This is a genomic window from Annamia dubia NIES-4383, from assembly GCF_055394725.1.
This window is the reverse complement of the sequence record NZ_AP025630.1, coordinates 3409241-3425049: the sequence shown is the minus strand read 5'-3', so window position 1 is coordinate 3425049 and position 15809 is coordinate 3409241. Positions and strand designations below refer to the sequence as shown.

At 31.8% G+C, this 15809-nt stretch carries 17 protein-coding genes; 6 read left to right on the top strand and 11 right to left on the bottom strand.

What is annotated here, in order from left to right:
* Window positions 1–28 precede the first annotated feature (28 nt).
* The 3 genes from Anndu_RS15385 (at window position 29) to Anndu_RS15375 (ending at window position 3454) form a co-directional block, all read left to right on the top strand.
* Entirely contained in the window at window positions 29–1219 is a 1191-nt protein-coding gene (locus Anndu_RS15385) for a glycosyltransferase family 4 protein (RefSeq protein ID WP_464102028.1), read from the top strand.
* Between the two features lie 239 nt (window positions 1220–1458).
* Window positions 1459–2871 carry a serine/threonine protein kinase gene (locus Anndu_RS15380; RefSeq protein ID WP_464102027.1) on the top strand — a complete coding sequence of 471 codons (1413 nt, stop codon included), beginning with the start codon at window positions 1459–1461 and terminating at the stop codon, window positions 2869–2871.
* A 370-nt stretch (window positions 2872–3241) separates the two neighbouring features.
* The gene (locus tag Anndu_RS15375) at window positions 3242–3454 is read left to right on the top strand and encodes a photosystem I reaction center subunit IV (RefSeq protein WP_464102026.1); all 213 of its coding nucleotides are present in this window, start codon (window positions 3242–3244) and stop codon (window positions 3452–3454) included.
* 301 nt (window positions 3455–3755) lie between these two features.
* Here the strand turns inward: Anndu_RS15375 and Anndu_RS15370 are convergent, their stop codons facing one another.
* The 5 genes from Anndu_RS15370 to hypD form a co-directional block, all read right to left on the bottom strand.
* Window positions 3756–5003 carry a hypothetical protein gene (locus Anndu_RS15370; RefSeq protein WP_464102025.1) on the bottom strand — a complete coding sequence of 416 codons (1248 nt, stop codon included), beginning with the start codon at window positions 5001–5003 and terminating at the stop codon, window positions 3756–3758.
* Between the two features lie 26 nt (window positions 5004–5029).
* Window positions 5030–5647: a hypothetical protein gene (locus tag Anndu_RS15365; RefSeq protein ID WP_464102024.1), complete on the bottom strand. Its 618-nt coding sequence runs from the start codon at window positions 5645–5647 to the stop codon at window positions 5030–5032.
* Between the two features lie 28 nt (window positions 5648–5675).
* On the bottom strand, window positions 5676–5924 hold the full coding sequence (locus Anndu_RS15360; RefSeq protein ID WP_464102023.1) for a hypothetical protein: 249 nt from the start codon (window positions 5922–5924) through the stop codon (window positions 5676–5678).
* A 119-nt stretch (window positions 5925–6043) separates the two neighbouring features.
* Window positions 6044–7070 (bottom strand): IS630 family transposase gene (locus Anndu_RS15355; protein WP_464104124.1). Its coding sequence is split into 2 segments (ribosomal slippage): window positions 6044–6692 and window positions 6691–7070, totalling 1029 coding nucleotides; the frame shifts between segments, so codons are not numbered across the junction.
* A 100-nt stretch (window positions 7071–7170) separates the two neighbouring features.
* On the bottom strand, window positions 7171–8274 hold the full coding sequence (gene hypD / locus Anndu_RS15350; RefSeq protein WP_464102022.1) for a hydrogenase formation protein HypD: 1104 nt from the start codon (window positions 8272–8274) through the stop codon (window positions 7171–7173).
* Between the two features lie 364 nt (window positions 8275–8638).
* On the opposite strand from hypD, the gene Anndu_RS15345 reads away from it, so the two are divergent.
* The 3 genes from Anndu_RS15345 to Anndu_RS15335 all read left to right on the top strand — a co-directional run bounded on the left by Anndu_RS15345 (window position 8639) and on the right by Anndu_RS15335 (window position 10844).
* The gene (locus Anndu_RS15345) at window positions 8639–9988 is read left to right on the top strand and encodes a GUN4 domain-containing protein (protein WP_464102021.1); all 1350 of its coding nucleotides are present in this window, start codon (window positions 8639–8641) and stop codon (window positions 9986–9988) included.
* 202 nt (window positions 9989–10190) lie between these two features.
* On the top strand, window positions 10191–10466 hold the full coding sequence (locus Anndu_RS15340) for a hypothetical protein (protein WP_464102020.1): 276 nt from the start codon (window positions 10191–10193) through the stop codon (window positions 10464–10466).
* A gap of 3 nt (window positions 10467–10469) precedes the next feature.
* Window positions 10470–10844, top strand: a complete 375-nt coding sequence (locus tag Anndu_RS15335; protein ID WP_464102019.1) for a type II toxin-antitoxin system VapC family toxin — start codon at window positions 10470–10472, stop codon at window positions 10842–10844.
* Window positions 10845–10956: 112 nt separating this feature from the next.
* On the opposite strand, the gene Anndu_RS15330 is transcribed toward Anndu_RS15335, so the two are convergent.
* The 6 genes from Anndu_RS15330 to atpE form a co-directional block, all read right to left on the bottom strand.
* Window positions 10957–11901: a F0F1 ATP synthase subunit gamma gene (locus Anndu_RS15330; protein ID WP_464102018.1), complete on the bottom strand. Its 945-nt coding sequence runs from the start codon at window positions 11899–11901 to the stop codon at window positions 10957–10959.
* A 179-nt stretch (window positions 11902–12080) separates the two neighbouring features.
* On the bottom strand, window positions 12081–13598 hold the full coding sequence (gene atpA, locus Anndu_RS15325) for a F0F1 ATP synthase subunit alpha (protein ID WP_464102017.1): 1518 nt from the start codon (window positions 13596–13598) through the stop codon (window positions 12081–12083).
* Between the two features lie 86 nt (window positions 13599–13684).
* Window positions 13685–14239, bottom strand: a complete 555-nt coding sequence (atpH, locus tag Anndu_RS15320; RefSeq protein WP_464102016.1) for an ATP synthase F1 subunit delta — start codon at window positions 14237–14239, stop codon at window positions 13685–13687.
* A complete protein-coding gene (locus Anndu_RS15315) occupies window positions 14239–14763 on the bottom strand; it encodes a F0F1 ATP synthase subunit B (protein WP_464102015.1) in 525 nt (174 codons plus the stop codon). The genes atpH and Anndu_RS15315 overlap by 1 nt, the downstream gene beginning before the upstream one ends.
* Window positions 14764–14943: 180 nt before the next feature.
* Window positions 14944–15375, bottom strand: coding sequence for a F0F1 ATP synthase subunit B' (locus tag Anndu_RS15310; protein ID WP_464102014.1), 432 nt, complete (start codon window positions 15373–15375; stop codon window positions 14944–14946).
* Window positions 15376–15480: 105 nt separating this feature from the next.
* Complete coding sequence (gene atpE, locus Anndu_RS15305) at window positions 15481–15720, bottom strand: ATP synthase F0 subunit C (RefSeq protein WP_464102013.1); 240 nt, start codon at window positions 15718–15720, stop codon at window positions 15481–15483.
* Window positions 15721–15809: the final 89 nt, after the last annotated feature.

The following is a 15809-nucleotide window of genomic DNA, read 5'->3' as shown; positions in this document are numbered from 1 at the left end:
TATTATTTTCAATTATGAGGATCAAAATATGAAAGTTTTAATTTCAGCGTATGCTTGTAGCCCCGATGGCTCAGAATGTAGTGTCGGCTGGAATGTTGTTATGCAAATAGCTAAAAATCATCAATGTTGGGTATTAGTTAATTCATATTATCAAAATTCTATTGAAAAAAATAAATCACAATTAAACGAACAAAATGTTAAATTTGTCTATGTTGATGTTAAAAAACCTTCTGGTTTAATGCACTATTTTTATTATATTGCATGGCAAATTAAAGCTTTTTTTGTGGCCAAAAAACTATGTCAAAAAATTGATTTTGATTTAGTGCATCATGTCACCTATCAAAATTCTTGGCTACCTAGTTTGATGGGTTTTTTAGGATTACCTTTTATTTTTGATAGTAGTTATTTAAAACAACCACCTTGGTTAATTCTTAAACAAGCTATGTCTTTAAAATCTTTTCTGGAAGAAATTTTAAGAGAAATAATTATTAAAAGTTTTCGCTTTTTTAGTTATTTTTATATTGCTTCCCGTGCCGATTTAATTTTAAGTAATTATAATTACTTACCAAAATTACCTGTTAAATTATTTTTTGCCATTGGCTTAAGTAAATTTGAACTTGAAGAATTAACCAATTTACCACCCAAAAAAGATCAGGTTTTTAGAGTAATTAGTATTGGTAGATTAATTGGCTGGAAAGGTTTTTCTTTTTCGATTAAAGCTTTTGCTAAATTTCACCAACAATTTCCTAATAGTGAATATTGGATCGTAGGAAATGGAAAGGAAAGAAAGGCTTTAGAAAAATTAGCTTTTGACTTAGGTTGTGGTGATTCGATTAAATTTTATGGTTATATTTCTCGTCCTGAAGTATTAGAAAAACTGGCCAATGTTGACTGTATGATCCATCCTTCTTTACACGATCTTTATGGTGCAGTTTTATTAGAATCAATGGCCGCTTCTAAGCCTGTTATTGTATTAGATATTAATGGGCCTTCTCATCTCGTTCCTGATGATTGTGGGGTTAAAATTCCTTTATATAATATCAAACAAATTGTTAATGATTTAAGTCAATCTCTTTTAGAATTGGCTAATAATAAAGAAAAAACAATTATGATGGGAAATAATGGCTTAAATTGGATTAAAAATCATTGGTTATGGGAGAAAAAAGGAGAAGAATTAGAAACAATTTATCAAGAATTAATCTCTAATAAATTTCCTTAATTTCTCTAAAATTTCTCCTAAAATCTTGAAAAACTGATCACAGCCCCTGAAATTTTTTTGTGCAAAGTCCAATTATTGAGTATAATTACTTATTATAAAGGTTGGATGCTCCCAACAGGATTGAGATCAGTTTATTTTTGAGAAGATTACTATATAATAGTAAAATTTAGTTAAATAAAGCCAAAATTCAACTTTAATCACCTTTAATCATTCTAGTTTCTCAGATTCTTTTAACTGAAATGACCAGTCAAATGCAAACTTATCGCAAAAATAACCCTAATGATTCTAACAGTACGACTATGTTAAAAAATAGTCAATATCAGTTACAAAATTGTTTAACAAAAAATTCAGTTTATCAAATTTATCAAGCTATTAATCTTAAATCAAATCAACCTGTTATTATTTATACTTTATCTCCTCATTTACACAGTTATCCTGAATTTCATCATTGGAAAAAACAATTTTTTTATTATATTTTACTCTTAAAAAGTTGTCATCATTCTTCATTACCAAAAATTTTAGATTGTTTTGAAAAAGCGGGACATCCCTATCTTGTTTATGAAGATTATTCTGGGATCTCTTTAGAGCAAATTATTAATCAAAAACAACAATCTTTAACCCCTCAAGAAATAATTAAATATATTAAACAAATAATTCAAGTATTAAATGTATTACATCAAAAAGGTTTAGTTCATCAAAATATTAATCCTCGTCACATTTTAATTGATCAAAAAACCGATCAAATTAAATTAATTAATTTTGGTTTTCATTTTAATTTAACTCCTAAAATAGCAAAACTTTATCCTGATTTATTAAATGATGGTTTTTCGCCCTTAGAACATTATCAACTAACAGAAAAAATTACTCCAGCGACTGATATTTATAGTTTATCAGCGATCTTTTTTTATCTTTTAACTGGGAAAAAACCCCTTAGCGCACCACAAAGAAATAAAATTAGTTGGACAGACTGGCAAACTTTTTCACCTCAATTTCCTGAATCAATTCGTCAAGCTTTGTTAAAAGGACTTAGTATTAATATTGAAAATCGTTGTCAAACTTTAGAACAATGGTTTACTTTAATGACTAATTATTCCGGTAATAATTCTCATCCTAATCATCCAATTAAACAATCTGAAATTATCAATTCTACCATGTCACAAAATAGTCAAAATATTCGCTTTACTAATATTACCATTGAACCAATTAATCATAATGAACAAGTTATTTTAACTAATCAAAGTATTAATTCTGAAGATAATAATTATACTCAAAAATCTACAACTTCTGTTCTCAATCCCCCAATTATTAATAATCCAATTAATAATAACAATCTTGTGCTTAATTCCCCTGTAAAGTCAGTTAGTAATGAGGTTCAATCAAATATCAAAATTAAATCAAAAAATCAGCCTAAAATTCAACAAAAAAGAGGTAAATTATTATCTCATCATTATTATGAATTAAAAGAATTAATTAAATTTATGTTGATGACTGGATTGGTTGCGGCTTCGGGGGGATTTGGTTTTGCTTGTTCTTTTGCTGTTAATAAATCTGAAGCCCAATCTAATAAACAAACTACAACTATTTTACATAATGAACAGACTTTTCCCCCTCGTCAAGATTGGCCAATACAAACCGATCCCCAATATAATTAATATTATTTAAGTTTGAAATGAATTAATAATAAGATCTCTTGTAAAAGTAATAAAAAAAAGAAAATACAATCTATTCTTTGATATTTTTTAATATTTTAGTAATTCTGTAGTTAAATAAATTTTATGGCCTAATTTAATAATTGTTTAGTATATTTTGGATGCTCTAAGTCCATTTGTACTATCAAAGAGAAGTTGGGAGAATTGTATCAACACAGCAAAATAAAGGGTATAATTTAGGACGGCAACGATTGTGTTAACAACAAAAATCGTTGATTGTTACAATATGTTATTTTATTGGGTAAAAGTTATATTTCAATAGTACCCTTTTATCTAAGTAAACTTTTTTATCTAAAAAACAAAGGAAAAACTAATGGCAATTAAAAAAGGAGCAAAAGTTAAAATCCTTCGTAAGGAGTCCTACTGGTGTGGCGATGTAGGCACTGTAGCGAGTGTTGATCAAAGCGGTATTCTTTACCCTGTGATCGTGCGTTTTGACAGAGTTAATTATAATGGCTTTAGTGGCAGTGCTACTGGAGTTAATACTAATAACTTTGCCGAAAATGAGTTACAAGTAGTAGGCTAAACCTTTTTTAACTAAAATTTGATTACTCTGCCCCCCTTTTAACTTATGGTTGAAAGGGGGTTTCAGCTATATTTAACTACTTATTACTGGGTATATTTTTATGCTCCTGTTATGTTTAGGGAAAAGTATAGTATCAGAGCAAAGTTAGTTATACTTTTAATTTACAACTATCTACAAATTTAACTAGCTATACAGGTAAATTTAATCAATTAGCAAGTTAGTATATTAAATCTATAAAATTTAACTATCTATACAGGTAAATTTAGTGTATTTATAAAGTAATAGAATTAACTATAAATACTTATTTAATCAACAAAATTCTACAAATCTTATAACTTAATCCTATTGTTGAACCTGCAATATCTTCACTTTTAATAATTATGATAATAGCAAATATAATAAATATTATTAATTTACCAGTGTTATTATTCTTAATATTTTTAAAATCAAATTTCACAATGTCTCGCATAAAATCTACTAAAATAAATTTTAAAATATATATAAATATTAAAGGATTAATGAAATAAAATAAAAAATAATCAGTCCAATCTAAAGATATAAAAAGCGGATATTGATAGAGATCATATCTCCATTTTGCCTCATAGAGATTATATCTCCATAAAGAAATAGCATCATCAAAATAATTTTGATAAATATTATTAGCTTGATATATAGATAATAAAAATATAAGAATTATAAGTATATTCTTATTTGAAGAAAAAACATTACTTATATTACCTGAACGAATATCCTTAAATATATCTACAAAATCACCATATAAAAATTTTTTAATTAGATTAATCCATTTATCTTTACCTTTAACAGAAGACTTATTATTTACTACATTTGATTGAGGTATTTGATTTGTTAAATCTATACTTTCACTCCAAACAGGAATACTATCACCCTCTTTCATTCCATATACATTTACACTATCCGCACCCTCAACTTTAAGATAATTAATCTGTCTTCTAACAGCATTAATACAACTTTCCTTATCATCTAACTTAACACTTTCTAAAACTACCCTTAAACATCTATCTTCTAAACTAACCTTACAAGTAATATTCTTATGTAACAAAGCTAAATCTAAAACCTTTTTAACAGAAGATAACTTATCATCAGTATAACTATCTTCAGTATTAACCTTACTATCATCATTAGTTACAGCTATAGAATTAGAACTATCATTATTAGTTGAACTCTCTACATTATCATCTACAGCAATATCATCAAAACCAGAAACTAAACTAAAATCTTTTTGCCAACTATAATTATCAGCATTAGTTACTTTACCACATACAACTACGGAACTAATACCACTAACATCTAATTTAACTAGATTACTTTCTATAAAACTAACTATCTTAGATTGAGTAGCACTATTAAAACTTTTATCAGACTCTAACACTAAAGTTAAACAACTATCCTTTAAATCATGTTTAACAATAGTAATACCCTTAGCAGTTAAAGACTTATTCAATAACATACTAATAGCATTAGGCTTACCAGATTTAGCTTGTTGTAAGATGTTTTCTTGATTAGACATTGATAGATACTACTCCATTAATGAAATTATTTATTAAAAAAATTACAATAGATAAAAAGATAGATTTTTTTTAGAAAAATATATATAATAGATACAATAAATACCATTGCTAAAAATTTTAAAAATGATAAAGGAAATTTTACTCCTGCCGATAAAATTGAATCTGAGGTTGAGACATCATAGAATTTAGAATAATAAGAATCACTACTATCATAATCATCACAAGATACAGATCCTGGAACAAACCTATGATAACAAGTAGCAGTTGTAGAATCTACCCAACTATAATATAAAAAACGATACAACCATCCGAATAGTAATAAATTAGATAAAAAAATTATTATCTTTTCCAGTTTAGAACTATTCTCTATCTGTTTAAATATATCATTATTCTTTTTATTATCTTTAGAATTATCTGAACCTGTATAAATTAAGCTGAAAATAGCTATAGGCATAATAATTAATGGTAAACTAATGTATCCACTAAACCAAAGTTCAGCACTAGGCACATATAAACGAAAGATAAATAAGAAGAAAAAACATATAAGATTAAAAATAAAAATAATAAACCATCCATATAATATTGAACCTATTAAAGCAGAAAAAAAAGTAATAAATATTTTTTCTATTAAACTTTGTTTCATTTTTGAAAATACTTCCTAATTAAATAAACTACTTACTATCTTTAGACTTATATTGTTCTAACTCAGCTTTAAGTTTTCTATTTTCTTGTGCTAACTCTTGTAATCTTTGTTCCCTACCTTTATCTATATAAGGTTGTAGCAAACCTTCAATCCATTGAGGAACACTTTTACCTTCTGAACTAGCACATTTATCTAAAATAAGATAGTCTTCAGTAGATAACTTAATAGAAACTTGCTGTTCAGATTTATCTAAATTTCTAGCTTTTCCTTTTGCCATAGTCTTAAATTATCCTTTAGTTATTGAATTAAAATCTCATAATAACATAATATAACAGAAAACACCTCTAGTAATAAAATTTAACAAAGAGTGACAATCTATCAATATCTATAGCAATCCTAAATAGGTTGTGGCAAAATTCCATATTGATAAAGTTTGGGGAAATCAAATATTTGACCATGCGCAAAAAACTTAAATAGCCACTTTACTATTTTAAATGATTTACATAAATGATAGAATTGTCTAATAAAATTTTTCACTTGTAGCCAAATATCTTCTACAGGATTTTGTTCTGGAGCATTAGGGGCAAATTTATGACAAGTAATTAACCATTCTTCTTCCAATAAATCTTGATTTATTATAGTTAAATACTCCCTAAATTCTTTTGAGTCATGATACGTTGCTCCATCCCAAAATATTGCTAATCTTTTTCCTTTTCTTTTTGATAGTAAATACTTGATAAATTTGATCGTATTTTCTGTATTTCCACTTTCATATTCTTTGACAATAAATTCTTTAGTTTGATAGTCTAATGCCCCATAATAAGTTTGTCGGCTTTTTTCATTTTTAATGGGAATTTCTATTCTTTGATCTGTTCTTCCCCAAACATAACCTAAAATGTCTCCCCAAAGTAAATGACATTCATCAATCATAAACACTACAAGCTCTCCACTCTTTATTTCTTCTTTCCAAATCTCTAATTTTTCACTGATTTCTTTTTTTTTAGCTTCGACTAATTCGTCATTTTTAGCCGGATTCTTTTTTGAGTTTTTTCCAACTTATTTTCGCTTCTTTGAGCAAACTATAATAACTTTGATTGGATTTATAAATAATATTATATTCTCGCTCTAAATAAATTTTTAAATCTGATAATCTTAAATATTCTTGCTCTCTTAACCAATTAATAACTTGGTCTTTTTCTTCTGGTTTTAATTCACTTTTAGTTCCTTTAAACTGTAATTTCAAGCTTTCTACTCCACAAAAAAGAGCTTGATTTTTCCACATACTAATAAAGCTATGAGAAACTTGTAATAATTCTTTTACTTCATGGTATGATTTTCCTTCTAAAATCATTTTGACAGCTAAAGCCCTTTTTATTTCTTTAGCCTCTTTTGTTTGATTGATAAAATCATTTAACTCAGAAATAATGTTCATTTTTTTTTCCTTGAATTTAGATTATAATTAATATTATATCTGTTATGACCTATTTAGGATTGCTATATATCAAAACTTTATAAAAATCCTATTATTTATTATTTGATAAAATGTCTGATCTATAACGATAATAGGCCGCACAAGCCCCCTCCGATGAGACCATCGGCGCACCTAAAGGATGTTCGGGCGTACATAATTTACCAAACGCCTCACATTGATGGGGTTTTTTCAAGCCTTGCATAATTTCCCCACTAATACATTCTGAAGATTCTGTATTATTAATCTGACTTAACAGAAAATCAAATTTAATTGAGGCATCAAATTGAGTATATTTATTTTTAATTTTTAAGCCACTATTGGGAATTAAACCGATACCTCGCCAATTTTGATCTGTAATTTCAAATACTTCATTCATAATCTGTTGAGCGGTAGGATTACCCTCTGAACGTACTGAGCGATTATACTGATTTTCACATTGGGCTTTTCCCATTTCTAACTGTTTAACACATAAATAAATCCCTTGTAAAATATCTATTGGCTCAAAACCTGTCACCACAATGGGAACTCCATATTTTGGCGCTAAATCCTCATATTCCCTCAATCCCATGACAGTGCAAACATGGCCGGCCGCTAAAAAGCCCTGTACTTGACAGTTTTGAGCGGATAATATGGCCTCGATCGCAGGTGGAACTAAAACATGGGAAACTAACAGGGAAAAATTGGGTATTTGTTGCTCAAAAGCCTGATAAATCGTCATGGCAGTGGCAGGGGCGGTAGTTTCAAAACCAACTCCGAAAAATACCACTTTTTTGTGAGGATTATCCCTCGCAATTTTTAAACAATCGAGGGGCGAATAAATAATCCGAATATCTGCGCCCTGTGCCTTAACGCTTAATAAATCTTTGTCACTGCCCGGAACTCTCAACATATCACCAAAAGAGGCAAAAATCACATTAGATTGACCTGCAAGGGCGATCGCCTGATTTATGAGTTTAATCGGAGTCACACAAACGGGACAACCCGGCCCATGAATAAGAGTTAAAGAAGGGGGTAATAATTGATCCAAACCATGTTTAATAATAGAATGGGTTTGGCCGCCACATATTTCCATGATCTGCCAAGGTTGGGTAGTGATCTCAGCGATGGCCTGTTGATATTTTTTTGCTAAATCTGGATTACGATATTCTTGTAACATTTGGGTTAATTCTACTATGATATTTTTATCTGTTATTGTATTGTAAAGGAAATTTTATAAGAGTTACTGATCAACAAAAATGTTATAATTATTAGGGTGGATCTTGATTTTAGGAGTCACTTTAATCAATTTTATTTATAGATCATAAAATCTATTTTGAGGAATTTTTTAATGCTTCTCAAATTTTCCCAATTTCTCAAGGTGTAATTGATCAAGCAGTGAGACTAAAACAACTAATAAAAATGTCTTTAGGTGATGCTATTATTACAAGTAAGGCCAAGGTTTATAATTTAACAGTTATTACTAGAAATATTAAAGATAATAATTTAAGATTTTTGTAAAATTATTAAATATTTAATCAAAAATGATCGGCACAATTTTAAAATCTCGTTACAAAATTATCCAACAATTGGGATCGGGCGGTTTTGGTGAAACCTTTATCGCTGAAGACTTAGATCTTCCTAGCGATCCTAAGCCTCGTTGTGTGGTAAAAAGGTTACAACCTGCGGTAATTGAGCCTGAAGTTAGTCGTTTATTTGAGCAAGAAGCGAAAATTCTCTATAATTTAGGGGAAAATCATCCGCAAATTCCTAATTTAAGGGCTTATTTTCAAGAACAAAATCAATTTTATTTAATCCAAGATTTAATTATTGGACAAGATTTAAGTCAGGAAATAACACAGGGTAAAAAGTTATCTGAAAGTTATGTTATTCAGTTATTAAAAGATATTTTACCCGTCTTAGATTTTGTGCATCAAAATAATGTTATTCATCGAGATATTAAGCCACAAAATATTATTAGAAAATCCCTCACCCCTAGCCCCTCTCCCAGAGGGCGAGGGGAATTATTTTTAATAGATTTTGGAGCGGTAAAACAGGTTAAACAAAAAACAATTCAAACTGGTTCAACTAGCCGAACAATTGGTATTGGTACAGCCGGATATATGCCTAGTGAACAAGCATTAGGAAAACCTAAATATAGTAGTGATGTTTATGCTTTGGGAATGATAGCAATACAGGCTTTAACAGGTAAACATCCCCTTGAATTACCAGAAGATAATAACGGCGAAATTATCTGGAAAAATTTAGTTAATGTTAGTGATAAATTAGCAACTATTCTTAATAAAATGGTGCGTTATCATTTTCCTCAACGCTATCAAAATGCTGGTGAAGTTTTAGAAGCATTAAATGAGGCTTTTTTCATGGAAAAATTTGATATAAAATTACAAACGAAGAAAGCTGACTTTCATAAACTTGCACAACTTTTATCAGCAAAAAAATGGAAAGAAGCAGATTATGAAACAACTAATTTAATGTTAAAAATTTGTCATAGAGAAAAATATGGTTGGTTAACAAATGAAAACTGTCAAAGATTTCCCTATGAAGAATTAAAGATTATAGATGATTTATGGGTAAAATATAGTAATGGACACTTTGGTTTTTCTGTTCAGAAAAAAATCTGGATTGAATGTGGTGGTATTGCCGGAATTTATAATGATAATTTATATAAAAAATTTGGTTATAAAATAGGTTGGAGAAATGACAAACATTGGTTACGTTATTCTGATCTTAATTTTAATATTAATGCTCCAAAAGGTGGACTTCCTTTAGGAAATTGTTGGTGGGAAGGTAGAAAAAATGGTGTCAGTAGAAGAATATCTCTTTTTTCCCGTTTAGAGGATAATATATTAATATATAAGTATTTGGCAAAATAAATATTTTTTAGATTCAAAAGTCCGAGATTTAATTATTATTAAAGATTAGATAATTAATATTAGGAAAAATCCCCGACTTTTTAAAATTTGTAAGGTATGGTATTTTGTAAGTTATTGGTAAGAATCATAAATTAAGGATGCCATGCACCTACAGGATTTAATTTTAATGTATAATAGATTTAGTTAGTGGAGTTTAAAAATTATGAATACAACTCAAATACGAAACCAAGTTAAACAATCTATTGATCAATTATCACCTGAAAAATTAGTAATTATTGCTGAATTTTTAGATGATTTAATTCATGAAGAAGACGCAACCGAATTAGAAGAAATTACAATAAATCAAACTAAATCTAATGGTCAAAAAATGGCAGAAGCCTTAAGTAAAATATCTAAAAATGATAATTTTGCTAATATTGCTCCGCAAAAATGGCAAAAAGAAATACGTCAAGATCGTACCCTTCCTAATCGTGATTAAATTATGTTACTTGATAGCAATATTATTATTTATGCGGCACAACCTGAAAATGAATTTTTAAGGGAATTTATTGCTAAAAATTCGCCTTATGTTTCAGTTTTATCTTATTTGGAAGTATTAGGTTATCATCAATTAACTGATGAGGATAAAACCTATTTCGAGGAATTTTTTAATGCTTCTCAAATATTACCAATTTCTCAAGCTGTAATTGATCAAGCAGTGAGACTAAAACAAATTAGAAGAATGTCTTTAGGAGATGCTATTATTGCAGGGACAGCGAAGGTTTATGATTTAACTGTAGTGACTAGAAATATTGATGATTTTAGGTGGATTACTGAATTAAAGTTACTTAATCCTTTTGATAGTTTGGAAGTATAGGAAGTTAAGCTCGATCGCTGGTAAAATTGCTTTCAAGGCTTAAAATCTTTAAGCAAAAAATAAAAACGCCCGAAACTTAATTCAGGCGCTTTAAAAATGATTTTTAGCCAAATTAAAGGGCTTCTGCACCAGCTACCACTTCTAATAATTCTTGGGTAATAGCCGCTTGTCTGGCTTTGTTGTAAGACAAGGTAAGGGTTTTCATTAGATCAGAAGCGTTATCAGAAGCATTATTCATCGCTGTCATTCTGGCCGCTAATTCACTGGCCGCTGACTCCTGTAATGCTCTTAATAACTGGTTATTCAGATATAAAGGTAATAAGGTATCTAAAATCTGTACGGGATCCTGTTCATAGATCATATCCGCAGGGAACGCCGCCACAGGTAAGGAGATTTTTTCCCGTTCAACTTGGAATTGACCACCTCTGACAATTAAACGGAAAATTTCATCGTCTTCTGGCTCTAAACCTTGTAAAGTTAAGGGTAAAAGAGTTTGAATTACGGGTTTTGAACTGATTAAGGACAAGAAACGAGTATAAACTAACTCAACTCTGTCTACTTTTTCCGATAAGAATAAGCTTAATAATTCATCCGCAATTTCCGCCGCTTGAGATGCGGAAGGAATCTGCTCTAAACCTGTATAATTAGCGTCAATAGGCTGATTACGGCGCTCAAAATATTGAGTGGCTTTTCTTCCCACTAACACAAATTTATAGTCTAAACCCTGTGCTTTTAATTCTTTAGCTCTATTTTCAGCCGCGCGGATTACGTTGGTATTATAACCACCACATAAACCTCGATCGCCCGAAACTACTAAGATCCCCACACATTTAACTTCTCTTTGTTTTAATAAAGGAAGGTTAGCATCTTCAAATTTTAAGCGATTTTTTAAACCGTAGAGAACTTGAGCTAAAGCATCAGCAAAAGGACGAGTTGCGGTAACTTGTTCTTGCGCTCTGCGTACTTTAGCCGCCGCCACTAGACGCATCGCTTCAGTAATTTTTTTGGTATTTTTAACCGAATCAATCCGATCTCGAATTGCTTTAAGATTTGCCATGATTTTAATAAATAATTACGATTAACTATTGATGGGTAATCTTTCAAATTTTCAATTTGTAAATCAATTTTTAAAAATTTGCCCACCCTATATTAAAGATAAGGTGGGCAATTCCCGTTAATTTTTATGATAATTTTTTATCTTAATTTTAGGAATTGCCCACCCTACAAATTACTGAATTAAGCAGAAACTAAAAAGCTTTGTTTAAACTCTTTAATCGCTTCTTTTAAGAGATTTTCAGCTTCATCAGTTAATTTTTTCTCACTACCTACGATTTCACCGTATTTAGCTTTGCTGGTGGCTAAATAGCCTCTTAAACCTTCCGCAAATTCACTGGCTCTTTCGGTGGGAATTTCGTCAATATAACCGTTTAAACCTGCATAAACTACCGCTACCTGTTCAGCCACAGATAAGGGAGAATTTTGAGGTTGTTTTAAGATTTGACGTAAACGCTGACCACGAGCTAATTGAGCTTGGGTTGCCGCATCTAAATCAGACGCAAATTGGGAGAATGCTTCTAACTCAGCAAACTGAGCTAATTCTAATTTTAATTTACCTGCAACTTGTTTCATGGCTTTGGTTTGAGCCGCAGAACCCACACGGGATACGGAAATACCAGCGTTGATCGCAGGGCGGAAACCAGAGTTAAACAAGTCAGAAGATAAGAAGATCTGACCATCGGTAATAGAAATTACGTTGGTAGGAATGTAGGCAGAAACGTCTCCAGCTTGAGTTTCAATGATGGGTAATGCGGTCATACTACCACTACCTAACGCATCGCTTAACTTAGCGGCACGTTCTAATAAACGGGAGTGAAGATAGAATACGTCTCCGGGGTAAGCTTCACGTCCGGGGGGACGACGTAATAATAAGGACATTTGACGGTAAGCTTGAGCTTGTTTTGATAAGTCATCATAAATAACAAGGGTGTGCTTGCCGTTATACATGAAGTATTCAGCTAAGGTTGCACCAGTGTAAGGGGCAAGGTATTGTAAAGTAGCAGGATCGTTAGCATTAGCGGCCACTACGATGGTATAATCCATTGCACCTTTAGCTTCTAAAGTGGAGATTACCTGAGCAACGGTGGAAGCTTTTTGTCCGATCGCAACGTAAACACAGATTACATCTTCGCCTTTTTGGTTAATGATGGTGTCCACAGCTACGGCAGTTTTACCAGTTTGACGATCGCCGATGATTAACTCCCGTTGACCTCTACCTACGGGAATCATCGCATCAATAGCGGTGATACCAGTTTGCATAGGTTCACAAACGGATTTACGAGAGATGATCCCAGGGGCCATAGACTCGATTAAACGGGTTTCGGTGGTGTGAATATCACCTTTACCATCAATAGGACGAGCTAAAGCGTCAACTACACGGCCGATCATGGCATCGCCCACAGGAATGGAAGCGATTTTTCCGGTGGCTTTAACGGAGCTACCTTCTTGAATATCACGACCATCGCCCATTAATACCGCACCCACGTTATCTTCTTCAAGGTTAAGTGCAATACCAACAGTACCATCTTCAAAATCAAGTAATTCACCCGCCATAGCTTGTTCTAAGCCATAGATCCGAGCGATCCCATCACCCACTTGAAGAACTGTTCCCACGTTAGATACTTGAACATCTTGTTCGTAGGATTCGATCTGCTTTCTTATAATGCTACTAATTTCGTCTGGTCTGATGCTAACCATATCTAAATTTCTGTTGTAATTTTTAAATTAATAATTGAGCAAAATAGTTAACAACTGGTCACTGGTAACTGGTCACTGGTAACTGTCTAGGCGTTTCCTAAACTTAAGGAAAGACGGCGTAATTGACCTCTAATACTAGCGTCAACTACTTGAGAGCCAACTTTAATAATGACTCCGCCAATAATATCAGGATCGATCGTGGCTTTAACTTCCACCGACTTGGCCTTAGTCATGGCTTTAACTTTATTAACAATTGCCTCAGTTTGATCTGAGCTTAATTCTTTAGTCGAAGTAACCTCAGCTAAAACAGTTTGATTAAGTTTGCGTAAAAGATTGAGATATTGAGCAATAATGGCAGGTAAGAAAACGATTCTACGTTTATCCACCAATAACATTAAAAAATTCATCAGATAAGCATTAGCATTTTTACCTAAAACATTCTTAATGACAGATTTTTTATCATCTGATTTAATCACAGGATTAAGGATAAAATCTCTAAACTCTGATGATTCTTCTAATAAATTCTCAATATCTCGACAATCTTTTCCGAAATCTTCAGTTAAATTGTGAGCCTGTGCCACCGACATTAAAGCCTGAGCGTAAGGTTCAGCAATTTCCGAATTAATTAATGCTCCACTCATCAAGCACCTCCTAAGTTCGCAATACTGCGATCGATCAGTTTTTGTTGAGCTTTATCATCTAAAAGATCGCCTAACTGAGCCTCAACCTTAGCCAAAGCTAAAGCCGCCACTCTTTGACGAAGTTGGGCAATCACTTTTTCCTGTTCGGTTTCTAAATCTTTACCCGCCGTTTCCTTCATTCGGGCAATTTCTTCTTCACCTTTGGCTAAAAGTTCTTGTTTGATGACTTCCGCTCTAGCAGTAGCTTCTTGGCGGATGCGTTCTGCTTCTGCTTTTGCTTGATCGAGTTTTTGTTGTTCTACTACTAAAGCCGCCGCCGCATTTTTTTGTCTGGTTTCAGCTTCAGTAATTTCCTCCTCAATTCTGGCTTTGCGTTCTTCAAGAATATTAGTAATTAATTTTTTCCCGAAGACAAACAGCACACCCACTAAAATTGCGAGGTTGATCAGGTTAGCTTCAAAAATGTTAGTATTGATGCCAAAACCTGCTTCGTGTGTTGCTAGTATCAAATTTGTCCCGATCATTCCCAAATCAATTAAATTTGTGATTGGTTAATATATATTTAAGCTATCAGCTACAAGCTATCAGTTACTAGCTATCAGCTATTAACCATTAGATAACAGGCAAGACTTGCACTGAGCTTGTCGAAGTGTGCCTGTACTACGGTTGTTTACTGGTCACTGTTTACTGTTCACTGTTCACTGTTACTTGACTAACTCAGCGCCTAGTAATTTTTCTAGGATCTGACGGCTTAAGGAGTCTACCTGTTGTTCAAGGGTAGCCATGGCCGATTGTTTTTGTTCCTCAATTTCTCGCTGTGCCTGTTCTTTTTGAGCTTGTGCTAATCTTTGAGCCTCTGCTAATTTCTCAGCAGTGATCTTTTTCGCATCAGCCTGAGCAGTAGCAATAATTTCTTGGGACTGTTTTCTCGCTCCAGCTAACTGCTGTTCGTATTCTTGAGCTAATTTATTAGTTTGCTCTAAGCGTTGACGAGCATCTTTTTCTTTTGATTGAATATAGTTTGCTCGTTCGTCTAATACCTTACTTAAAGGAGTATAAAAAACTTTATTAAGTAAGAACATTAGGATTAAAAATTGCACTGCCATTAAAGGCAAAGTGGCATCAAAATTAAACATTTTTTTCCGATCCAGTTCAAACTTAAGATCATTAATAAATAAGACAAGGGGGAAGGTGAATTTTTTTTAATGGAACTACCTTTCCCCATCATCAAAAATTAACCCTTATTTGAAGGGGTTAGCGAATAATAATACGAGAGCAATAACTAGACCGTAAATGGTTAAAGATTCCATGAACGCTAAGGTTAATAATAATGTACCTCTGATTTTGCCCTCAGCTTCAGGTTGACGAGCGATCCCTGCTACAGCTTGACCAGAAGCGTTACCTTGACCAATACCAGGGCCAATAGCGGCTAAACCAACAGCTAAAGCGGCGGCGATTACAGATGCGGAAGAAATATCCATGATGTTTTTACTTACCTTTTTAAAGAACTAACTAAAATTTACAATTATTTACAATGTTGAGTAAACCATAAATTGACGCTTATTCAACA